The sequence below is a fragment of the Serinicoccus chungangensis genome (assembly GCF_006337125.1).
Taxonomy (GTDB): Bacteria; Actinomycetota; Actinomycetes; order Actinomycetales; family Dermatophilaceae; genus Ornithinicoccus; species Ornithinicoccus chungangensis.
Genome location: NZ_CP040887.1, coordinates 941850 through 963859, shown reverse-complemented (window position 1 = coordinate 963859; position 22010 = coordinate 941850). Strand labels below are relative to the sequence as shown.

General features: G+C 74.8%; 17 protein-coding genes. 5 read left to right on the top strand and 12 right to left on the bottom strand.

All coding sequences use genetic code 11. The features are described 5' to 3' along the window. Positions 1-32 precede the first annotated feature (32 nt). The 8 genes from FHD63_RS04380 to FHD63_RS04345 all read right to left on the bottom strand — a co-directional run bounded on the left by FHD63_RS04380 (position 33) and on the right by FHD63_RS04345 (position 10653). Positions 33-2387, bottom strand: coding sequence for a DNA internalization-related competence protein ComEC/Rec2 (locus FHD63_RS04380; protein WP_139720443.1), 2355 nt, complete (start codon positions 2385-2387; stop codon positions 33-35). A 203-nt stretch (positions 2388-2590) separates the two neighbouring features. Then, positions 2591-3625: a ComEA family DNA-binding protein gene (locus FHD63_RS04375; protein WP_139720441.1), complete on the bottom strand. Its 1035-nt coding sequence runs from the start codon at positions 3623-3625 to the stop codon at positions 2591-2593. Between the two features lie 180 nt (positions 3626-3805). Beyond that, entirely contained in the window at positions 3806-4666 is an 861-nt protein-coding gene (locus FHD63_RS04370) for a DegV family protein (RefSeq protein ID WP_139720439.1), read from the bottom strand. Positions 4667-4680: 14 nt separating this feature from the next. Continuing rightward, on the bottom strand, positions 4681-7608 hold the full coding sequence (gene leuS, locus FHD63_RS04365; protein WP_139720437.1) for a leucine--tRNA ligase: 2928 nt from the start codon (positions 7606-7608) through the stop codon (positions 4681-4683). Between the two features lie 222 nt (positions 7609-7830). Continuing rightward, positions 7831-8097 (bottom strand): 30S ribosomal protein S20, encoded by a 267-nt coding sequence (rpsT, locus tag FHD63_RS04360; protein ID WP_139720435.1) that lies wholly within the window; start codon positions 8095-8097, stop codon positions 7831-7833. Between the two features lie 191 nt (positions 8098-8288). Further along, a complete protein-coding gene (holA, locus tag FHD63_RS04355; RefSeq protein ID WP_139720433.1) occupies positions 8289-9269 on the bottom strand; it encodes a DNA polymerase III subunit delta in 981 nt (326 codons plus the stop codon). Positions 9270-9314: 45 nt separating this feature from the next. Beyond that, positions 9315-10097, bottom strand: a complete 783-nt coding sequence (locus tag FHD63_RS04350) for an alkaline phosphatase family protein (protein ID WP_139720431.1) — start codon at positions 10095-10097, stop codon at positions 9315-9317. Continuing rightward, positions 10084-10653, bottom strand: coding sequence for a sigma-70 family RNA polymerase sigma factor (locus tag FHD63_RS04345; protein WP_139720428.1), 570 nt, complete (start codon positions 10651-10653; stop codon positions 10084-10086). The genes FHD63_RS04350 and FHD63_RS04345 overlap by 14 nt, the downstream gene beginning before the upstream one ends. 167 nt (positions 10654-10820) lie before the next feature. Here FHD63_RS04345 and FHD63_RS04340 point away from each other — a divergent pair, with 167 nt between their 5' ends. Continuing rightward, positions 10821-11540, top strand: a complete 720-nt coding sequence (locus tag FHD63_RS04340) for a CHRD domain-containing protein (protein ID WP_139720426.1) — start codon at positions 10821-10823, stop codon at positions 11538-11540. 15 nt (positions 11541-11555) lie between these two features. Here the strand turns inward: FHD63_RS04340 and FHD63_RS04335 are convergent, their stop codons facing one another. Then, positions 11556-13790, bottom strand: coding sequence for an ATP-dependent DNA helicase (locus FHD63_RS04335; protein ID WP_139720424.1), 2235 nt, complete (start codon positions 13788-13790; stop codon positions 11556-11558). 124 nt (positions 13791-13914) lie between these two features. After that, on the bottom strand, positions 13915-14784 hold the full coding sequence (gene fdhD, locus FHD63_RS04330; protein ID WP_139720423.1) for a formate dehydrogenase accessory sulfurtransferase FdhD: 870 nt from the start codon (positions 14782-14784) through the stop codon (positions 13915-13917). A 29-nt stretch (positions 14785-14813) separates the two neighbouring features. On the opposite strand from fdhD, the gene FHD63_RS04325 reads away from it, so the two are divergent. Then, positions 14814-15392, top strand: a complete 579-nt coding sequence (locus tag FHD63_RS04325; RefSeq protein WP_139720421.1) for a DinB family protein — start codon at positions 14814-14816, stop codon at positions 15390-15392. A gap of 15 nt (positions 15393-15407) precedes the next feature. On the opposite strand, the gene FHD63_RS04320 is transcribed toward FHD63_RS04325, so the two are convergent. Beyond that, positions 15408-18083 (bottom strand): MGH1-like glycoside hydrolase domain-containing protein, encoded by a 2676-nt coding sequence (locus FHD63_RS04320; RefSeq protein ID WP_139720419.1) that lies wholly within the window; start codon positions 18081-18083, stop codon positions 15408-15410. A gap of 119 nt (positions 18084-18202) precedes the next feature. Between FHD63_RS04320 and FHD63_RS04315 the strand changes: the two genes are divergently transcribed. The 3 genes from FHD63_RS04315 to FHD63_RS16850 are packed head-to-tail and all read left to right on the top strand — an operon-like array spanning position 18203 to position 20270. After that, positions 18203-18892, top strand: a complete 690-nt coding sequence (locus FHD63_RS04315; protein ID WP_139720417.1) for an SDR family NAD(P)-dependent oxidoreductase — start codon at positions 18203-18205, stop codon at positions 18890-18892. A 59-nt stretch (positions 18893-18951) separates the two neighbouring features. After that, the gene (locus tag FHD63_RS04310; protein WP_139720415.1) at positions 18952-19872 is read left to right on the top strand and encodes an FAD-dependent oxidoreductase; all 921 of its coding nucleotides are present in this window, start codon (positions 18952-18954) and stop codon (positions 19870-19872) included. Further along, positions 19869-20270, top strand: coding sequence for a histidine phosphatase family protein (locus FHD63_RS16850; protein ID WP_139720413.1), 402 nt, complete (start codon positions 19869-19871; stop codon positions 20268-20270). Before FHD63_RS04310 ends, FHD63_RS16850 begins: the two co-directional genes overlap by 4 nt. Positions 20271-20379: 109 nt before the next feature. Here FHD63_RS16850 and hflX read toward each other — a convergent pair whose 3' ends face one another. After that, positions 20380-21918, bottom strand: a complete 1539-nt coding sequence (hflX, locus tag FHD63_RS04300) for a GTPase HflX (RefSeq protein WP_139720411.1) — start codon at positions 21916-21918, stop codon at positions 20380-20382. Positions 21919-22010 lie beyond the last annotated feature (92 nt).

Here is a 22010-nt window from a genome sequence, read left to right as displayed (position 1 = left end):
GTCCCCCAGGTCCCGCGCCGGGTCGGCCCGGTTCAACCTCCCTCCCGGGCGTGCGGGACGAGCCTCCCCCGGGGGTCGCGGACGACGGCGACGTCGCCGTGCAGGTCCGTCCTCAGCACGACGGCCCCGACCTCGGAGAGCAGGCTCAGCGCCCTCGGGGCGGGGTGCCCGAAGTCGTTGTCCGCCCCGACGCCGATGAGCGCGATCTCCGGACGCGCCTCGCGCACGAGCCTCTCGTCCTGCGCCGCCGAGCCGTGGTGGGCCACCTTGAGCACGTCGTAGTCCCGACCTGCCGTGAGCCGAGCGACCAGCCGCGCACTCTCCGGCTCCAGGTCACCGGTCAGGAGCGCCCGCGCCCCGGAGACCTCGACGTCGAGGACGATGCTGGCGTTGTTGGCCGCCGACCCTCCCGCGGGCGGCCGTGGAGGTGGCCAGAGCACGGTGACGGCGGTGTCGCCCCACGTCCACCGGTCACCGGGCCGTGCCTGCCGCAGAGGTATGCCGGCCGCGCTCACCTCCCCGGTCACGGACGCGGCCGAGTCGGCGGGCTCCTGCACCGGGGTGACCAGCACCTCGCTCACCTCGGCCGCCCCGAGCACCCCCACGAGGCCGCCGACGTGGTCGCTGTGGAAGTGCGTCAGCACGAGGAGGTCCACGCGGTGCACGCCCAGGGACCTGAGGCAGGCGCCCGCCGCGTGCGGATCGGGCCCGGTGTCGACGACGACGGCACGTCCTGCACCGGTGGGCACGACGAAGGCGTCCCCCTGCCCGACGTCGCAGCCCACCACCACCCAGCCGGACGGTGGCCAGCCGGCCGGCCCCGGCAGCGGCAGGGTCCATCCCAGCAGGGCGCAGGCCGCGGCCCCGGCCACCCAGGGACGACGGACCACCTGGTGCGACCACCAGCGCCAGGTGACCAGGAGGGCCAGGGTGAGCGCGGCCAGCGCCCAGGCTCCCGGCGCACCGTCCCACCACTCCAGGGTGCCGCCGGGCAGCCGGGAGCACACTCGCGCGATCCTGCCGATGACCCAGGCGGGCACCGCCGCCAGCCAGGCCACCGCGGTCGCCAGGCCCACGGACACGGGAGCCAGCAGTGCCGCCACGACGCCGAGGATCGTGGTCGGCGGGACCAGGGGTGCGGCCAGGAGGTTCGCCAGCACGGCCACCGTGGTGACCGTCCCCTGCAGCAGCACGATGACCGGGGCGCAGATGACCTGTGCCGCGAGGGGCACGGCGGCAGCACGTGCCGGCAGCCCGGCCCAGCGCGGCAGCCTGGCCGCCATGGCGAGCCCCCACGGCCGCGCCCACAGGACGAGGCCGAGCGTGGCGAGCGTGGACAGGGCGAAGCCGTAGGAGCGGGCCAGCCACGGGTCCAGGCACAGCAGCCCGATGACGGCCGCAGCCAGGGTCGGGAGGCTCGCCCGGCGCCGGCCACCGGTCAGCGCCATCAGCCCGACCGCACCCATGACCCCCGCCCGGAGGACCGAGGGCTCGGGACGGCAGAGCAGGATGAACCCGAGGAGCGCGACGAGCACCACCGGCAGCCGCCAGCGGCGTGGCAGGCCCAGCCGCGTGGCGAGCAGCACGACCCCGCCCGCCACGATCGCCACGTTGCTGCCGCTGACCGCCGACAGGTGGGTCATCCCCGTGTCGCGCATGGCCTGGGTGAGGTCCGGCGGCGTGAGCGAGGTGTCCCCGATCACCAACCCGGGCACGAGACCCCGGGCGTCCGCCGGCAGCGGGTCCACCGCCCGGCGGAATCGGTCCCGGACGTGGTCCACGCCCCGCAGCAGGACCGTCGGCCGGTCGAGGGTCGTGGGGGGTCCCCGCGGCACGAGGACCGCCACGGCCCGGTCGCCCGGCTCTGCCGGCGACCACCGGCCGACCGCGTCCACGCGGCTGCGCCAGGCCACCTCGTCCCAGCCCTCGCCGGCCGTGGCGATGACCAGGACCGGGGTACGCGGGCGGGACGTCTCGCCGCGGGCCGACGCGCGCTCGACACGGGCCTCGAGGATGACGAGAGGCTGCCGCTCGTCGCCGCGCGCGATCATGCGGGGCTCGGTGGTCACCACCAGCTCGACGCTGGTCACGGCCCGCTCCTGCGCCCAGGCGGCGACGGGTCCGGCACGGGCCACGGCCAGGTGCAGGGCGGTGGCGCCGCACACCAGGCCCACGGCCGCCGCCGCGAGCGCGAGGACCAGCAGCACCGGGCCACCCCGCCCCCCGGACCGGTGGTCCCCCGGAGCGGGCCACAGGGTGCGGCTGTCGCGACCACCGTCCGACCCACCGACGGCGGCGTCCGGCCCACCGACGGCGGTGTCACGTCGGGGACGGGCGTGCAGCAGCAGGGCCAGCGCCATCGCCAGCGCGCCGCTCGCGACCACCACCGGCAGCCATCCTGGCCCGGGTAGCACGCCGACCAGGACCGCCCAGGCCGTGACAGCCGGCAGGAGGAGGCGTGCGTCGTGCGGGGCCTCCCCCTCGTCAGCCGCCGGGGCAGCCGCGGCCACCGTTCCGGGCGCAGCCACCGGGGCGGCCGCAGCCACCCTGCCTGCCGGGGTCCCCGGGGCACCGACGACGCGCCGGCGGCTCATGGCCCGACGGTGACCAGCGGCGCCAGCTGCTCCAGGGTCCGGTCGCCGATGCCGCTCACCTCCAGCAGCTCCTCGACGGTGGTGAAACCCGCGTGCTCCTCCCTCCAGGCCAGGATGCGGCCGGCGGTCACCGGGCCGATGCCCGGGAGCTCCTCCAGGTCCGCCTGGGTGGCCCGGTTGAGGTCGACCAGCGCCGCGGGGGCCTCGGTACCGGCCACCACGCCGCCGGCACCGGTCCCCGCGGGCTCGCCGGCCGGGGCTCCGGCGACCCACCCCGCGGGAGGGTCCTCGCCGGGCGCCCCCACCCATACCTGCTCGCCGTCGGCCACGACCCGGGCCATGTTGACCGACCCCGGATCGGCGCCGTCGGTCAGGCCGCCCGCCGCGTCGACGGCGTCGACGACCCGGGCCCCCGGCCGCAGCTCCACGACCCCGGGCGCCGCGACGTGACCGACCACATGGACGAGGACCGGCCCGTCCGGGGTGGGCGACGGGGTGCTCCCCGCCCCGGCACCCGGCCCGCCGGCCCCCGGGGCGACGACACCCCGCTCACCCCCACCCGTCTGCAGGACGGCATCGCCGTCGGCGTCCGCCCCCGTGGTCGCCGACGGCCCCCCACCCTCGACGAACCCCGACACCACGGGCTCCCCCTGCTCCTGCGCGCTGGCATCCGGGAGCGCGGTGGCCTGCTGCGCGACCCACCACCACCGCCCACCCAGCACCGCGAGCACGACCACCGCGACGAGGAGCAGACCGCCGACGGACCGGGCACCCACCCCGATGCTGGCGCCTCGCCCCGCCCCCGGCACCGGCACCAGCCGCACCTCCTCCACGTGCCCGCCCTCGCCAGCGAGCCCGCCGCTCCCGGGGCCCCCGTCGCTCGCCACCTGCTCGTCCTCCCAGTGCCCGCCGCTCCCCACCTGCTCGCCGTCCCCGAGCCCGCCGTCGTCCCGGCGGTCGTCGCCCTCGACCGACGCACGTCGTCTGCGGTGCCTGCCCTGGTGCAGGGCCTCCATGTCCCCCGAGTCCATGGTCGGCACGCTAGGGGCCCCACGCCCCGCCCGGGAGAGGGACGGACGGATCTGTGGACGGCCCGGACCTGCGGCCGAGGATGTGGACGGCCCGGGCGGGCCGGCCGGGACGTATCACGCCCACCCGCACGGCGCACGGCGCACGGCGCACGGCGCACGGCGCTCGGCGCTCGGCGCAGCTCAGCCGGCGTCGGCCACCACGACCCCGAGGGTGCCCGGCCCGGTGTGCACGCCCAGGCTGGGGTCCAGGGGCAGCACGAGCGGGTCGACGTCCAGCCGCTCCCGCAGCCGGCCCGCCAGACCGGCCGCGGCCTCCTGCGCGTCCAGCTCGTGCACGGCCAGCCGCGGCCGGCCCCCGTCGGCGCGCAGCTGCCCGACCGCGTCGGCCACCAGCGTCTCCAGCCGGGCCAGTGCCTTGCCGCGGGTCCGCACCCGCTCCGCGAGTACCACCTCCCCGTCGGCCACGGTCAGCAGCGGCTTGATGGCCAGCGCCGACCCGAGCACGGCCTGAGAACGGCCGAGCCGGCCTCCTCGGCGCAGGTGCTCCAGGGTGTCCACGTAGAACCACGCGCTCGCCCCGGCCAGCCGCCGGTGCACCATGGCCTCGACCTCCTCGACGCTCCCGCCCTCGGCCGCCAGCGCCGCGGCGTCCTGGGCGGCCCAGCCCAACGTCATACCGACCGTGCGGGAGTCGAGGACCCGCACGTCGACCTCGTCGGCGACCTCCGCGGCGGCGAGCCGGGCGGCCTCGACCGTCCCGCTGACGCCGCCCGACAGGTGCACGGACACCACCGCCCGGCAGCCGGTGCGGGCCACCAGCTCGCGGTACGCCTCGACGAACTCCCCGGGGGACACCCGGCTGGTGGAGACGTTGACCCGGTGCGTGGCCGGGCGCAGGGCCTCGACCACCTCCGCGTGCCCGACCTCGCGCGTGTCACCGTGCCGCCCGGCGACCACGACGTGCAGGGGGACGACCGACAGCGCCGGACCGCCGCCGGGGGGCAGGCAGCTGGCGCTGTCGGTGACGAGGGCGACGTCCATGGCAGGAGCGGGGCTCAGACGACGATGTTGACCAGGCTCGGAGCCCGCACGACGACCTTGCGGACGGGTGCGCCGTCGAGGAAGCGCTGCACCTTCTCGCTGCCCAGCGCCAACGCCTCGAGGTCTGCCGCGGAGATGTCGGCCGCGACGTCGAGCCGGTCCCTCACCTTGCCCTTGACCTGCACCACCGCGGTCACCGAGTCCTCCACCAGCAGGGCCGGGTCGGCCTGCGGGAACGGCGCGTACGTCAGGTCCTCGTGCCCGAGCCGCTCCCACAGCTCGGCCGCGACGTGCGGGGCGACCGGGGCCACCATCTGCACCAGCGGCTCCACCGCCGCCCGCGGCACGGTGTCCAGCTTGGTCAGCAGGTTGTTGAGCTCGATCATCCGGGCGATCGCCGTGTTGGTGCGCAGGGCCGCGTAGTCCGAGCCCACCGCGTCGATGGTCCGGTGCAGCGCCTTGGCCAGGTCGGGGATCAGCGCCTCGTCGGTCACCGTCACCTCACCGGTGTCCTCGTCGACCACGTTGCGCCACAGGCGCTGGAGGAAGCGCTGGCTGCCGACGACCGCGCGGGTCTCCCAGGGGCGGTACTGCTCCAGCGGCCCCATGCTCATCTCGTAGACCCGGAAGGTGTCGGCCCCGAACTGCTCGACCATCTCGTCGGGGGTGACGACGTTCTTGAGCGACTTGCCCATCTTGCCGTACTCCTGGGTGACCGGCTGGCCCTGCCAGGTGAACGTCGAGGGCCCGCCGTCGGAGGACGTGTGCTCCTCCACCTCGGCCGCCGGCACGGGGAAGCCGCGGGCGTCGCGGTAGACGTAGGCCTCGATCATGCCCTGGTTGATGAGCCGGCGGAACGGCTCCTCGCTGCTCACGTGACCCAGGTCGAAGAGCACCTTGTGCCAGAAGCGGGCGTACAGCAGGTGCAGCACCGCGTGCTCCACCCCGCCGACGTAGAGGTCGACGCCGCCCGGGTCGACGGCGCCCTCGGGGGCACCGGCCACGGTGTGCTCGCGGGGACCGATCCAGTAGCCCTCCACCTCCGGGTCGACCGGGGCGGCGGCGTTCTCCGGGTCCAGGTAGCGCAGGTAGTACCAGCACGAGCCGGCCCAGTTCGGCATGGTGTTGGTCTCCCGGCGCACCGGCACCGGCCCCCGCCCGTCGCCGAGGTCCATGGTCGTATGCACCCAGTCGGCCGCGCGCGCCAGCGGCGCCTCCGGCTCGGAGTCGGCGTCGTCCGCCTCGAAGGTGCGCGGCGCGTAGTCGGGGACGTCCGGCAGCGTCACCGGCAGGTGGTCGTCGGGCACGGCGTGCGCGACGCCGTCCTCGTCCCAGACCACCGGGAACGGCTCGCCCCAGTAGCGCTGACGGCTGAAGAGCCAGTCCCGCAGCCGGTAGGTCACCGTGGCGCGACCGCGGCCGGTCGCCTCCAGCCAGGCGATGATGCGCTCCTTGGCCTGCGCGACCCCCAGCCCGTCCAGGCTGATCTCGTCGTTGGCCGAGTTGATCGCCGGGCCCTCGCCGGTGAAGGCCTGGTCCTCCGGGTGGTCCGGCGTCGGCTGCACCGTGCGCACGACCGGCAGGTCGAAGGCCCGAGCGAAGTCCCAGTCGCGCTCGTCCTGCCCGGGCACCGCCATGATGGCGCCGGTCCCGTAGCCCATGAGCACGTAGTCGGCGACGAAGACCGGCACCGGCGACCCGGTGACGGGGTTGGTCGCCCAGGCGCCGCTGAACACGCCGGACTTCGCCTTGCCCTCGGTCTGCCGCTCGACGTCGCTCTTGGTCGAGGCCTGCCGCTGGTATGCCGTGACCGCCTCGCCCGGGGTGGGCGCGCCGCCGGTCCACGCGTCCTGGGTGCCGGCGGGCCACGCGTCGGGGACGATCTGGCCGACCAGCGGGTGTTCGGGGGCCACCACCATGAAGGTCGCGCCGAAGAGCGTGTCGGGCCGGGTGGTGAAGACCTCCAGCGACGCCTCCCCACCAGCGGTGGTCGGGACCGGGAAGGCGACCTGCGCGCCGGTCGAGCGACCGATCCAGTTGCGCTGCATGAGCCGCACCCGCTCCGGCCAGTCCAGCCGGTCCAGGTCGTCGGTGAGGCGGTCCGCATACGCGGTGATCCGCATCATCCACTGCGAGAGGTTGCGCTTGAAGACCGGCAGGTCGCCGCGCTCGGACCGGCCGTCCGCGGTGACCTCCTCGTTGGCCAGCACGGTGCCCAGACCGGGGCACCAGTTGACCGGTGCCGCCGAGACGTAGGCCAGCCGGTAGCCGTCCAGCACCCGGGCCTGCTCCGCCGCCGACAGCTCCCCCCACGGACGGCCGCCCGGGAGCTCGCGCCGCCCGTCGGCGAACTGCTCGACGAGCTCGGCGATCGGCCGGGCGCGGCCCGGGGAGGCCTGTCCCGACCCCGGCCGGGGGTCCGCCTCCGGGTCGTACCACGCGTCGTGGATGCGCTGGAAGATCCACTGCGTCCAGCGCACGTAGTCCGGGTCGATGGTGGCGAAGGTGCGCCGCGGCTCGTGCGAGAGCCCGATCATCCGCATCTGCCGTCGGTAGGTCGACATCGCCTCCTCGGTCGTCACCCGGGGGTGCTGGCCCGTCTGCACGGCATAGTGCTCGGCGGGGAGACCGAAGGCGTCGAAGCCCATGGCGTAGAGCACGTTGGCGCCGGTCGTGCGCAGGAAGCGGGCGTGGACGTCGGTCGCCACGTAGCCCAGCGGGTGCCCGACGTGCATCCCCGCCCCCGAGGGGTAGGGGAACATGTCCATGACCACCCGGTGCTCGCGCCCGTCGGCGAGCCGAGGGTCCTCCGGTGTCGCCCAGGGCCCGGCCGGGTTGGCCGAGGCGAAGGTGTCGTCCTGCTCCCACCGGTCCTGCCAGCGGCGTTCGATGCGGCCGGCCAGCTCGGCGGTGTAGCGGTGCTGGGGGGTGCGCTCGCTCATCGTCTGCTCTCGTCTCGTTCTCGCTGCGTGGTCATGGTGCTCGGTGCATACGAAAGCCCCTCACGCAGGAGGGGCTGGCCGCGCTCGCAGGTAGGTCGTCTGCTCAGCGCGGCCCGGTAAGGAGGAGCTCGCAGCGGGTCGCCATGGTGCCGCCATGGTAGCGCAGCGGGCGTCCACCCCGTGGGGGTGGACGCCCGCCGACGTGCTCGGGGCGAGCTGCGCTCAGCCCTGGAGCGCGTTGAAGCGCTTGGCCATGGCCGACTTCTTGTTGGCGGCCTGGTTCTGGTGGATGACGCCCTTGGTGACCGCCTTGTCCAGCTTGCGGGAGGCGGCGTGCAGCGCGTCCGAGGCCTTGCTGGTGTCACCGCTGTCGGCGGCCTCGCGGAACTTGCGCATGAAGGTGCGCAGCTCGGACTTGTGCGCGCGGTTGCGCTCCGTGCGGGCCGCGTTGGTCTTGACGCGCTTGATCTGGCTCTTGATGTTTGCCACTGAGAACTTCCTGGTCAGTCGTTGGTCAGATGTCGTGAGGGCGACGCCCGCGCGGGGCGAACTGGCGTGGGGATACCTGGCGATGCCCGGTGCGCGGGATGGTGCGGATGGTCCAGCGAGCGCGCACGACCGAGCGCGCACGCAACAGCCAAGGCTAGCAGCGTGGTGGGGCCCGGCCCAAGTCGCGCCGCTCAGCCGTTGCGCTGGCGGCACACCTCGAGCACCGCGCGCTCCACGGCATACTCCGGGCTGCGCACGCTCGCCTCGGTCCGGATGCCCCCCTTGACGTCGACGTCGGCCTGCGCGACGGCCTGGATGGCCCGGCCCAGACGCTCGCCGTCCCAGCCCTGGCTGACGCGTCGCGCGGCGTCCACCTGCCACGGGGCCATGCCGAGGTCGCGGGCGAGCTGGGCCGACCCGCCACGGCCGGCCGAGGCGACCTTGCCGACCTGCCGCAGCTGCATGGCCAGCACCGCCACGATGGGCACCGGGTCCAGGCCCCCGAGCATGGCGTGCCGGAGCAGGGCCATCGCGGTGGCCTCGTCCCCGCCGAGGGCCGCCTCGGCGACCCGGAAGCCGGTGGTCTCGACCTTCTCGCCGTAGTAGGTCGTCACGTCGTCGACCTCGACGAGCCCCTCGACGTCGCGGATGAGCTGCTCGCAGGCGGAGGCGAGCTCGCGCAGGTCCTTGCCGACCGCGAGCACCAGGGCCCCCACCGCCTCCGGCGCGATCTTGCGTCGGGCGCTGCGGAACTCGCCGGTGACGAAGTCGTGCTTGTCCCGCTCGGTCTTGACGGCCTTGGCCTCGATGACGCGGGCACCCCCCTTGCGCAGCGTGTCCAGCACCCGCTTGCCCCGGTTGCCGCTCTTGTGCCGCACGACCAGGGTGACCATGTCGGCCGGCTCGGCGAGATAGCCGGTGAGGTCCTCGACGAGGGCGTCGTCGGCCTCGTCCATGTCGTGGACGACGAGGACGCTCCAGCCGCCGAAGAGGCTCGGGCTGGCGTGGACGAGCAGGTCACCGGCCCGGTAGTCGGCCGGGTGGATGCGGACCACCTCGGCCTCGGGCTCGACCGCCCGCACGGCGGCCACGACGGAGTCGACGCCCCGCTCGGCGAGGAGGTCCTCCGGGCCGGTGACGAGCGCCAGCGTGGGGGGTCCGGTGGCGGTCATGGGGTCAGCCTGCCACGAGCCGGTGACACACCGTGCGCCTCACGCTCAGGCCCGCACCGGGGGCAGCGGCGCACGGGCCCAGACCTGACCGCCGGCCGTGACCACGAGCACCTCGGCGACGTCCTCGCGCAGGATCGCGGCGTTGAGCTCGCAGTCGAGCGGGTCGCGGGTGCCGAGGAAGCTGCCCGAGCCCGTCCGCCCGCCGGACCGGTCGACGAGCACGACGTCGTAGACCTCGCCGGGTTCGGCCCCGTCCACCAGCCAGACCGTCTCGGTGCCCCAGGTGTGGGCGATGATCCCGAGGTCGACCTCGGCCCCTGACGCCACGTCCTGGACCGCGGCCTGCTCGAGGGCGCCGAGCGTGCCCGGCTCGCCCTCCGGGGTGCCGGGACGCAGGCGGCGCACGACGTCCTGGCCGACGGCCCCGGTGGCCACCAGCCCGGCGGCTGCCAGCCCGAGCAGGGCCCGACGCCCCGGCCGCCGGCGGTCGTCCACAGCCCGGCGCCCCGCCGGCAGGTCCTGCCCGGCGGGCGCGTCCCCCTGCCCGGCGGGCTCATCCCCCTGACCGGCGGACGCGTCCTCCTCCGAGGCGATCTGCTCCTTGGCCCGGCGCAGCACCGACGGGGACGGGGCCAGGACCATCGCGCCCTCGTCCCAGCCGTCCAGCTGCTGCACGGCCTCGAGGGTGCTGCGGAGCCCGGCGATCTCCTCGTCCACCGTCGGGTCCGCGGCGCGCAGGACCTCCAGCCGCTGCCGCTGGAGGTCGTCCAGCGAGCCCTCGGCGGCGGCCAGCACCAGCTCCTCCCGGTCACCCTCAGGCGTCGTCATCGTCAACCTCCTCCGTGAGGATCCCGCGCAGGGCGCGCAGGGCGTAGTACATCCGGCTGCGCAACGTCCCCACCCCGACGCCCGTCCGGTGGGACAGCTCGTCGTAGGACAGCCCGCGCACCTGCACCTCCACGACGACCTCGCGGTGCTCGGGGCTCAGCCGGGCCAGCCCGGCGACCAGGGTGAGCCGGTCGGCCACCTGGGTGTCCACCCCCGGCTGCGGTGCCGGCTCGGGCGGCACGGCGCGCATCTCCACCGGCCGCCGGGCGCGTGCCCGGGCGCTGTCGATGATGACGCGGCGCGCGATCGCCACCAGCCAGGTGCGCTCCGACCCCAGGTCGGGGCGGAAGGTGTCCCGGGCGCGCCAGGCCCGCACCAGCGTCTCCTGCACGCAGTCCTCGGCGGCGTGCCGGTCGCCGAGGGCGTTGACGGCGAGACCCATCAGCAGGGACCCGTGCTCGTCGAAGGCGCGGGCGACGTCGAACTCCCGTCGGCTCAGCGGTCTCGCCTCCCGTGGCGCAGCGCGGCCCAGCACGTCGAGGCCGGCCGTGGTCATGGTCCACTCCCTCCTGCTGGTCGTCGGAGGGGTATACGTCGGCGGGGTCCGCGACGTTCGACCAGTCTCGCAGAACGATCACGGCCCGCGATGAACGCGTGCCGGTGTCCCGACGTATCCCCTGCACACCGGCCCTGACAGCGGGGCCGACGACGATGGGAGTCAGCATGAGCACGACGAACACCGCCCGTCCGACCCGCCGCGGTCTGACCGCCGCCGGAGGTGGCCTCGGAGCCCTCGCCCTGGTGGCCGCCAGCACCCTGCCGGCCGCCGCCGAGACCGAGGTCGACATGCCCGACACGTTCACCTCGGCCTTCTCGGTGACCGCCACGCCCGACAACGTCGTGGACGGCGAGGGCAACCCCGCCCCGGGCGAGGAGGGCGCCATGGGGATGTTCACCTTCATGATCAACTCGGACGAGGAGATCATCTGCTACGACATCGAGCTCACCGGCGTGACCGGGGAGTACGACAGCCCGGCCAAGACGGCCACCCACGTCCACCAGGCCGACGCCGGCGAGGGCGGCCCGCCGCGCCTGGCCTTCCCGAACCCGACCGGTGACGGTGACGTGCGCACCAGCGAGGGCTGCCTGCAGGGCCCGTTCACCACCGGGCTCGAGGGTGACGACGGCAAGGACACCGGCGAGGGCTTCTCGCTGGCCGAGATCGAGGCCGACCCGGCCGGCTTCTCCGCCGACACCCACACCTCCGAGTTCCTGCCGGGCGCCGTGCGCGGGCAGCTGCAGGAGATCCCGGTCGGCGGCGCGGAGACCGGGGGCCAGGCCCCCGGCACCGGCGACCCGCTGCTCATCGGCGTGGGCGCGGGCGTCATGGCGCTCGGTCTCGGCGGTGCGCTGCTCGCGGCCCGCGGGCGTCGCCAGCACTGAGCGACACCCCCTCGGCTAGGCCGACGCCGACCTGGTCGCCTCCCCGGCTTCCTCCAGCTCCAGACCGAGCTGGGTGAGCCGGGCGGTGACCAGGTCGGGCGCCAGGCCGAGGTGGTCGGCCAGCTCGGTGAGGCCCACCCCCGAGTCGACGCCGTCCCGCAGCTCCTCGTCCTGCTCGTCGGTCCAGGCGTGGCCCCCGGTCACGGCGGTGCGGGGCGAGCGCGCGACCGGGACGGCGCCGGGCGACCCGACCAGCGGGGCACCGCCGAGGCCCCGTGCGCCGGGCTCGGCCACCGGCACCGGGTCGGGGGCCGTCTCGTCGAGGCGTCGCAGGGCGCCCAGCACGAGCTGGGTGTCGGTGGTGGGCCAGAAGGGGGGCAGCGAGCGCTGGAGGAAGCCGGCATACCGCGCGCTGATCATCCGTGAGTCCAGGAAGGCGACGACCCCGCGGTCGTCGCCGCGCCGGATGAGCCGGCCCGCGCCCTGGGCCAGGCGCAGCGCGGCGTGGGTGGCGGAGACCGCCATGAAGCCGTTGCCGCCCATCCGCCCGATCGCCTCGGTCCGGGCCGAGGTCAGCGGGTCGTCAGGTCGGGGGAAGGGGATCCGGTCGACGAGGACGAGCTGGCAGGCGGAGCCGGGGACGTCCACGCCCTGCCACAGCGAGAGCGTGCCGAACAGGCAGGCGGAGGGGTCGGAGGCGAACTCGCGCACCAGGGTGGGGAGCTGGTCGTCACCCTGGCAGCGGATGGTGATGTCGGTGTCGGACAGCCGGCTGCGCATCTCCTCGGCCGCCGCCTCGGCGGCCCGGCGCGAGCTGAACAGCCCCAGGGTGCGTCCCCCTGCCGCCCGGACCAGCTGCTCCATCTCGTCGAAGACCCCCGGGCCCGCGCCGTCGCGCCCGGGCGGCGGCAGGTGCGCCGCGACGTAGGCGATGGCCTGGGCCGGGTAGTCGAAGGGCGAGCCGACGTCCAGCCCCTCCCAGGCCGGGGCGCCGGGGCCGCGCAGGCCGATGGTGCCCGCCACCGCGTCGAAGGTGCCGCCGAGCTCCAGCGTCGCCGACGTGAGGACGACCGTCCGCTCCTGGAAGATCTTGTCGCGCACCATCATCGCCACGCTCATGGGGGCCACCCGCAGGATGCTCCCGCGACGCTGGTCCTGGGTGATCCACACGACGTCCAGCTCGGCCTCTCCGAGCACGCGTTCGCTCGTGTCGAAGACGTCCTGGACCGCGGCCATCGCCACCTGCGTGGACCCGTCGGCCTCGGCCCCCTTCTCCGGCCGGATCTCGCTGAGGGTGGCGCGGGCGGCGTCCCGGACGAGCTGCAGCGCGGTCACCAGCCGGTCGGGCAGCGCCGCGAGCTTGCCCTCGGGCAGGTCGGCCAGCGCCGCCTCGAGCAGCTCGGTCGTCTCGGCCAGCCGCTCGGCGGCCTCCCCTCGTCCCGCCCGCCGCGCGGCCACCGAGACCGTCGAGGCGGTCAGCTCGTCGGTGATGGTCGAGGTGACGCGGTCGGTGAGCTCGTGGGCCTCGTCGACGACGAGCAGGTCGTGCTCGGGCAGCATGAACCTGCCCTCGAAGGCGTCGATCGCCATGAAGCTGTGGTTGGTGACGATGACGTCGACCTCGCCCGCGGCCTCGCGGGAGCGCTCGACGAAGCAGTCGGACACGACGGGGCACCGGCTCCCCAGACACTCGTGGGCGGTGACCGACACCTGCCGCCAGGCGCGGTTGCTCACGCCGGGCACGAGCTCGTCGCGGTCACCGGACTCGGTGAGCTCGGCCCAGTCCCTCAGCCGGGTCACCTCGTCGCCCAGCCGGGAGCGCTCGCGGTCCACCTGGCCCATGGCCAGCAGGGCGTCCTCGTCGTCGTCCGGGAAGCCACCGACGAGCTTGTGCTGGCACAGGTAGTTGGACCGGCCCTTGACCAGCGCGAACGTCGGCCGACGGCCCAGCAGGGGGGCGAGCGCCTCGGAGATCCGGGGCAGGTCGCGGTCGACGATCTGGGCCTGCAGCGCGAGCGTCGCGGTGGCGACGACGGCCGGCTTGCCGGTGCGCACGGCGTGGGCGATCGCCGGCACGAGGTAGGCCAGGGACTTGCCGGTGCCCGTCCCGGCCTGGACGAGCAGGTGCTCCTCGCGCTCGACGGCCCGCTCGACCGCCTGCGCCATCTGCAGCTGGCCGGGCCGCTCGCTGCCCCCGACCCCGCCGACGGCTGCCGCGATGAGGTCGTCGAGCTCGGCGGTCGGAGGCATGTCCTCAGGGTATGCCGTGCCACCGCCCCGCGCCGACGCCGTCCACAGCCCGGCCAGGGCACCTGAGCAGAGAAGGGCTCCCCACGCACGGGTCGCAGCAGCTGCCTCGGGAGCCGTTCTCTGCTCAGGTCTCGGCGGCCTCGTCGGCGTCGGCGGCGAGGACGCGCTCGCCCCCGGTGTAGACGTTGAGGCTGCGGCCCCGGTTGAAGCCGATGAGGGTGAGGCCGACCTCCTCGGCCAGCTCCACCGCCAGGGAGGACGGCGCGGAGACGGCGGACAGCACCGGTATGCCGGCCAGCGCCGCCTTCTGCACGAGCTCGAAGGACGCCCGCCCGGACACCTGCAGGACGGCGCCGGCCAGCGGCATACCGCGCTCCCGCAGCGCCCAGCCCACGACCTTGTCGACCGCGTTGTGCCGCCCGACGTCCTCGCGCAGGCACACCAGCTCCAGACCCGGGCCCGCCGTGCTCGGCACGAAGAGCCCGGCGGCGTGCACCCCGCCGGTGCGGTCGAAGACGGCCTGGCTCTCGCGGAGCCGGTCCGGCAGGGCCAGCAGGTCGGCCAGCGGCAGACCCACCCGGTCGGCGCCCAGGTCGTAGCTGCTCGTGCGGCGCACGGACTCGATCGAGGCGGTGCCGCAGACCCCGCAGGAGGAGGAGGTGTAGACGTGCCGCTCCAGCGAGGGGTCGGGTGGCGCGACCCCCTCGGCCAGCTGCACGTCGACGATGTTGTAGTCCCGCATCCCATCCGCGCCGATCCCGGAGCGGTAGTCGATCTGGGCCACGTCGTCCCACGACGCCACGACCCCCTCCCCGTGGAGGAAGCCGACCGCCAGGTCGAAGTCGTCCCCGGGGGTGCGCATCGTCACCGAGAAGGACCGGCCGCCCACCCGGACCTCCAGGGGCTCCTCCCCGGCGAGCAGGTCGGCCCGGTCGCGCACGGCGCCCTCGGCGCTGAGGCGGCGCACGCGCCGTCGCTGGGTGACCCTCGCCATTCCTCCACGGTATCCCGTAGGTTCGGGCGATGGACGAGGCGAAGGACACCCTGCTGCGCTACCTGCAAGCGGGCCGCGACGCGGTGGTGTGGAAGGTCGAGGGCCTGGGTGAGTACGACGCCCGCCGTCCCCTCACCCCCACCGGCACGAGCATGCTGGGGGTGGTGACGCACCTGGCCTGGGTGGACTGCGGCTACCTGGGGGCGTGCTTCGGCCGCCCCTTCCCCGAGCCCGAGCCCTGGGACCTGGACGACCCCGCGACCGATCCGGACGCCGACCTCGTGGCCGATCCGGACCAGAGCCTCGAGGAGATCGTCGACCTCTACCGTCGCGCGGCCGCCTGGTCGGACCAGACCGTGGCGGATCTCGGACCGGAGGCGACCGGGACGGTCCCGTGGTGGCGCCCGGAGCGCCGCCACCCGACCCTGCACACGGTGCTGGTCCACCTGGCCACGGAGACCCACCGGCACGCCGGCCAGCTCGACATCCTCCGCGAGCGACTCGACGGGCGGGTCGGCGCGCGGGCCGACCTGCTCAACCTCGACGTCGACACCGACTGGGCCGCGCACGTCGCGCGGGTCCAGCAGGCCGCCGACCGCTTCCGCTGAGGGGCGCCCGGCCGCCTACCGGTTCGCTATGCCGTCGGGCGCGCAGATGAAGTGCGCCACCAGGGCGGTCCAGCCGGTCTGGTGCGAGGCGCCGAGCCCGCGCCCGTCGTCGCCGTGGAAGTACTCGCTGAAGGTCGGGTGCGCGTCCCACAGCGGTCCGCGCGGGTGGTGCCGCGGGGTGCCCGGGCGACGACCGTCCGGCCCCGGCCGGAAGAGCGAGACGAGCCGCTCCTCGATCTCGTGGGCCACCTGCGGCATGTCCCGCGTGCGCCCCGAGCCGGTGGGGTACTCCACCTCCACCCCGGCGCCCGCGCCCCGGCCGTAGATCCGCAGCGCGTCGAGCAGCAGCGCGTTGACGGGCATCCAGACCGGTCCGCGCCAGTTGGAGTTCCCGCCGAACATCCCCGAGTCGGACTCCCCCGGCACGTAGCGCAGCGAGAGGTCGGCGCCGTCGACGTGGGCACGCACGCCGTCGCGGTGCGCCGCCGACAGCGACCGGATGCCGTGCGGGGAGAGGAACTCCGCCTCGTCGAGCAGCGGCCGCAGCAGCGCCGACCACTGGTCGCGGGACACCAGCGAGAGCGTGCGCCGGGCATACCCTTGGTGGTTGGTGTGGATGAGCGCGTCGGCGAGCTCGGGACGCCGCTCGGTCCACCCCTGGAAGAAGTCGGTGAGGTCGGGCAGCTCGGTCGCCACCCAGTCGGGCACGAGCGAGATCCCGGCCAGCGGCAGCAGCCCGACCATCGAGCGGACCGGCATGCGGTGCGCGGTGCCGTCCTCGTCGACGAGCACGTCGTGGAAGAACTCGTCGTCGGCGTCCCACAGCGAGGTGTGGTGCGTGCCGAAGTCGTCCAGCGCCTCCGCGATCGACAGGAAGTGCACGAGGAACTTCGTCGACACCTCGTCCCAGGCCGGGTCGCGCCGGGCCAGCTCGGCCGACATCCGCAGCATCTTGAGGCAGAACATCCCCATCCACGCGGTCGCGTCCGCCTGCTCGAGCCGCTGCCCGTCCGGCAGCGCCTCGCTGCGGTCGAAGAGCCCGACGTTGTCCATCCCGAGGAAGCCGCCCTCGAAGACGTCCGAGCCCTCGGAGTCCTTCCGGTTCACCCACCACGGGAAGTTGAGCAGCATCTTGAGGACGATGCGCTCGAGGAAGTCCCGGTCCTGCCCGCCGTCGATGCTGTAGACCTGCCAGGCCGCCCACGGGTGCACCGGCGGGTTGACGTCGGAGAAGTTCCACTCGTAGGCCGCGAGCTGTCCGTTGGGGTTCATCACCCACTCCCGGCACATGAGCAGCAGCTGCCACTTGGCGAAGAACGGGTCGACGTGCGCCAGCGCCACGCAGTGGAAGGCCAGGTCCCAGGTCGCGAACCAGGGGTACTCCCACTCGTCCGGCATCGAGATGACCTCGGCGAGGTTGACGTGCCGCCAGCGGGTGTTGCGACCGGTCAGCCGGGTATGCCGTCCCGGCGGCGGGGGCGGCTGGCCCGGGTCCCCCTCGATCCAGCGCGGCACGTCGTAGAGGTAGAGCTGCTTGCCCCACTGCAGCCCGGCGAAGGCCCGGCGCGCGACGAGCACGTCCTGCTCGCCGGTGCCCGCGGGGATGACGGCGGCGTAGAAGTCCTCGCACTCCTGCGCTCGGGCGGCGAGGACGTCGTCGAAGGAGGCGGGCGCCGACGGCCAGCCGTCGGCCTCGGCCAGCCGCAGCCGCACCGTGACGCTCCCGCCGGGGGCCACCTCGCCCAGGTCCCACCACAGCCCGACCTTGGTGCCCGCGCCGGCCGGGTCGCCGGCGTCCCCCTGCCCGTGGACGACGGCGCGGTCCACCGCGTCCTTGGGGTGGGCGCTCGCACCGTCCGGCACGGCGTCCGGGCCGTAGAGCGTGGCCAGCTGGGTCTCGTTGTCGCAGAACACGAGGGTGGGGGCCATCCCGTCGGCGCCGGCGCCGCCCTCCGCGGTGAGCCGCACCCGGCCGAGCGCGTGGTGCTCGCCCAGCACCTCGGCATACCCCTCGCCCTGCTCGCCGGCCCACAGCCGCGGGCGGCGGTCGTCCAGCCCCCAGGACCACGTGTTGCGGAACCACAGCTGCGGCACGAGGTGCAGCGGCGCGGGGTCCGGCCCGTGGTTGGTCGCGGTGACCTCGACGCAGAGGTCGCCCGGGCCGGCCTTGGCGTGGGTGACCTGCACGTCGAAGAAGCGGTCCTCGTCCAGCACCCCCGTGTCGGCGAGCTCGTACTCCTCCTCGTCCACCCCGCGCTCCGCGTTGACCCGCACCAGCTCGGCGTAGGGGAAGGCGGCCTGCGGGTAGCGGTAGAGCCACGACGCGTAGCTGTGGGTCGGCGTCCCCTCCAGCGCCCACCAGTACTCCTTGGCGTCCTCGCCGTGGTTGCCCTGCGGGTTGGTCAGTCCGAAGAGCCGCTCCTTGAGCCGGTCGTCCCGGCCGTTCCAGAGGGCTAGGCCGAGGTTGAGGAAGCCGTCGACGTCGCAGACCCCGGCCAGCCCGTCCTCGCCCCAGCGGTAGGCCCGCAGGTGGCTGTGGTCGAAGGGGAACGAGCCCCAGGCGTCGCCGTCGATGCTGTAGTCCTCGCGCACCGTGCCCCACTGGCGGGCCGAGACGTAGGGCCCCCAGCGCCGCCAGGCGGCGCGCGGGTCGTCGGAGTCGGCGAGGCGGTCGTGCTCTGCGGTGGTCACGACGGTCAGCGTGACACACCCGTGGGCCCCCGGAGCGTGACACACCCGTGGGCCCCCGGAGCCCGTCGCGACGACCGGCCGACGCGACGCCGGGGCCCGGCCCGTCTAGCGTGGGGGGTATGCCGCAGCGAGACCTCGCCGACCTGCGCGTCGCCGTCGTGGGTGCCAGCGGCGCCCTCGGCTCGCGCATCGCTCACCAGCTCGCCGACCAGGGCGCCCGTCTGCTGCTCGTCGGTCGCGACGAGCAGCGGCTGCGCGACTCCGGCCCGGAGGCTCCCGTCGTCGTGGCCGACCTCGTCGACGCCGGCGCCGGCGACCTCGTGGCCGACGCCGCCCGGGAGCACCTCGGCGGCCTGGACGGCGTCGTCAACGCCGCCGGGGTCGCGGCCTTCGGCTCGCTGGTGGACACGCCGGACGAGGTCATCGAAGAGGTCTTCTCGACCAACGTCATCGGTCCCGCCTTCCTGCTGCGCCGGCTACTGCCGCTGCTGCAGGAGTCCCAGGGCTTCGTCGTCAACCTCAGCGCGGTCCTGGCCGAGCGCCCCATGGCGGGCATGGGCGCCTACTCGGCGAGCAAGGCCGCCCTGACGGCGCTCGACCGCGCGCTGGCGAGCGAGCTGCGGCGCGCGAAGGTGCGGGTCATCGACGTGCGGCCGCCGCACACCGAGACCGGACTGGTCGACCGCGCCATCCACGGCGAGGCACCGAAGCTGCCCGACGGGCTCGGGCCGGACGAGGTCGCCCGGCGGGTGGTGCGCGCGATCGCCGAGGACGACTCCGAGGTCGCCTCGGACGACTTCGGCGGCTGACCAGCCCAGGTCCTCCCGCTCCCCCGCCCGGACCGGTCGGGCTGTGCCACACTGCGCCGATGCGAGCGGTGCTGGTGGTCGGGGGCGGGGTGGTCGGTCTGACCTGCGCCATCCGGCTGCTGGAGGCCGGTCACCGGGTCGACGTCGTGGCCGCCGACCCGCCGCCGGCCACGACCTCCGCGGTGGCGGCCGCCCTCTGGTACCCCTACCGCGCGCTCCCGCAGGACCGGGTCACCGCCTGGTCCGCGACGACCTACGACGTCCTCGCCGACCTGGCGCACGACCCGGCGACCGGCGTCGCGATGCGCTCCGGCACCGAGCTGCTCCGCACGCCGCAGCCCGACCCGTGGTGGGCCGACGCGGTCCCCGACCTCACCCACGTCACCGACGTGCCCGGGTATGCCGGTGGCTGGCGGTTCACGGCGCCCGTGGCGGAGATGGGGACGCACCTGAGATGGCTGGCGGCGCGTCTGGAGGAGCTCGGCGGCACCCTGACCCGGGCCTACCTGGACCGGCTGCCCGAGAGTGAGGACGAGGGCGTCGACGTGGTCGTCAACGCCTCCGGGCTCGGCGCCGAGCGGCTCGTCGCCGACCCGACCCTGTCACCGGTCCGTGGCCAGGTGGTGGTCGTCGAGCAGGTGGGGCTGGAGCAGTGGTGGCTCGACCCGGGTGCGCCCGGCGGCCCGACCTACGTCGTCCCCCGCCGCGACGACATCGTGCTGGGCGGCACCGACCAGCCCGGCGAGCGGGACCGCGAGCCCGATCCCGCCACCGCCGAGGACATCCTCGCGCGGGCCGCCGCGCTGGTGCCCGCTCTCGCCGGGGCGCGGGTGCTGCGGCACGCCGTCGGCCTGCGACCGGTGCGCCCGCAGGTGCGGGTCGAGCGGGTGGGTGACGTCATCCACTGCTACGGCCACGGCGGCGCCGGCGTGACCCTCAGCTGGGGCTGCGCCGCCGAGGTCGTGGAGCTCGTCGGATGAGCGACCTGCAGTGCCCCGCCCGGATCCTGCTGATCCATCACGATGCCGATGTCATGGTCGGCGCCCTCTCCCGAGAACGGGTGCTGCACGTCTACAGCGGCGCGGACCCGGCTGCCGCTGCGATCGCGGAGCGTCTCGCTGTTGGGCTCGGGGTCGCCGGCACACGGTGGGCGGAGGGGACGGGCGCCCCCGCCGGGTCGTGCATCGCGCGGGAGGTGCTCGAGGACCTGGCGGACCGGCACCGGGGCGAGACGGTCGTGGTGGTGAGCCACGGCGGCGCGATCCTGGCGACGTTGGCCGCGCTGGGGTGGCCGGGCCTCGCCGCCGACCTGGGCCCCGGTGCGGGCGTGGTCCTGGAGCGCGACGGCGACGGCTGGCGGCATACCGGCACCGTGTGAGTCCCGCTGCCCGCCGCCGAGCCCTGACCGACGTCGGGATAGCACAACCTGCATCGGCGAACGTCCCGATGACGGTCCTGCTGTCCCGTGGTCACTCCCGAGAGGGAGCTCAGACGGCGTAGGCGCCGAGCTGGCCGTGCAGGTCGGGGTCGACCTTGGCCTCGACCCGGGTGCCCTCGGCGGTGTGCTCCTCGGTGAGGATCTCGCCCTCGTCGTAGAGCCGCGCCACGAGGTCGCCCCGGTCGTAGGGCAGCAGCACGTCCACGAGGATCTCCGGGCGGGGCAGCGCGGCCTCGACCGCCTCGAGCAGCGCCGGCACGCCGGCACCGGTCTTGGCCGAGACGACGACCACCCGCGGGTAGGCGCGGCGCAGCCGGTCGAGGACCTCGGGGTCGGCGAGGTCGGCCTTGTTGACCGCCACGATCTCGGGGATCTTGAGGGCCGAGCCCTCGTCGATCTCCGCGAGCACGGCGTGCACCGCGTCGACCTGCCCCTCGGGGTCCGGGTGCGAGCCGTCGACGACGTGGAGCAGCACGTCGGCGTCCGCCGCCTCCTCCAGGGTGGACCGGAAGGCCTCGACGAGCTGGTGGGGCAGCCGCTTCACGAAGCCGACGGTGTCGGACAGGGTGTAGGTGCGGCCCTCCTCGCTCTCGGTGCGCCGGACCGTCGGGTCCAGGGTCGCGAAGAGCTGGTTCTGCACCAGGACCCCCGCCCCGGTGAGGCGGTTGAGCAGCGACGACTTGCCGGCGTTGGTGTAGCCGACGATGGCCACGCTCGGGACCCGGTGGCTGCGCCGGGAGGAGCGCTTGGTGTCGCGGACGGTCTTCATCGCCGTGATCTCCCGCCGGAGCCGGGCGATGCGGGTGTTGATCCGCCGCCGGTCCAGCTCGATCTTGGTCTCACCGGGGCCGCGGGAGCCGATGCCCTCACCGCCGGCCACCCGGCCACCGGCCTGGCGGGACATCGACTCGCCCCAGCCGCGCAGGCGCGGCAGGAGGTACTGCAGCTGGGCCAGCTCGACCTGCGCGCGACCCTCCTTGCTCTTGGCGTGCTGGGCGAAGATGTCGAGGATCAGGGCGGTGCGGTCGATGACCTTGACCTTGACGACGTCCTCCAGCGCGCGCCGCTGGGACGGGCCGAGCTCGCCGTCGCACACGACCGTGTCGGCGCCCTCCGCGGCCACGATCTCCCGCAGCTGCACGGCCTTGCCGCTGCCCAGGTAGGTCGCGGGGTCCGGCTTCTGCCGCCGCTGGATGACGCCGTCGAGCACGGTCGAGCCGGCGGTCTCGGCCAGCGCCGCGAGCTCGCGCAGCGAGTTCTCCGCGTCCTCGAGGGTCGTCTGGCCGTTGTCCTCCCACACGCTCGCGAGGACGACCCGCTCGAGGCGCAGCTGGCGGTACTCGACCTCGGTGACGTCCTCGAGCTCGGTGGACAGACCGGCGACCCGGCGCAGCGCGGCGCGCTCCTCCCGGTCCAGCTGGTCGCCGTCCCGGTCCAGGTCGGCGCGGTCGGTCTCCTCGGACTCGCCCCACGTGCCCCAGTCGCCCTCGCGCAGGTCGATCGCGTCGTCGTCGATCAGCGCCTCGGCGCGGCGGTCGAGCAGGCGGCCACCCTCGGTGCCGGTCGGGTCGGTGCGTGGTGCGGTCATGGTCTCCTTCGGGTCGTGCAGACGGTATGCCTGCGGCCGGCTCCCCGCCAGCCTCTCACCAGGTCAACGCAGCGGGCCACCGATTTGTTGCC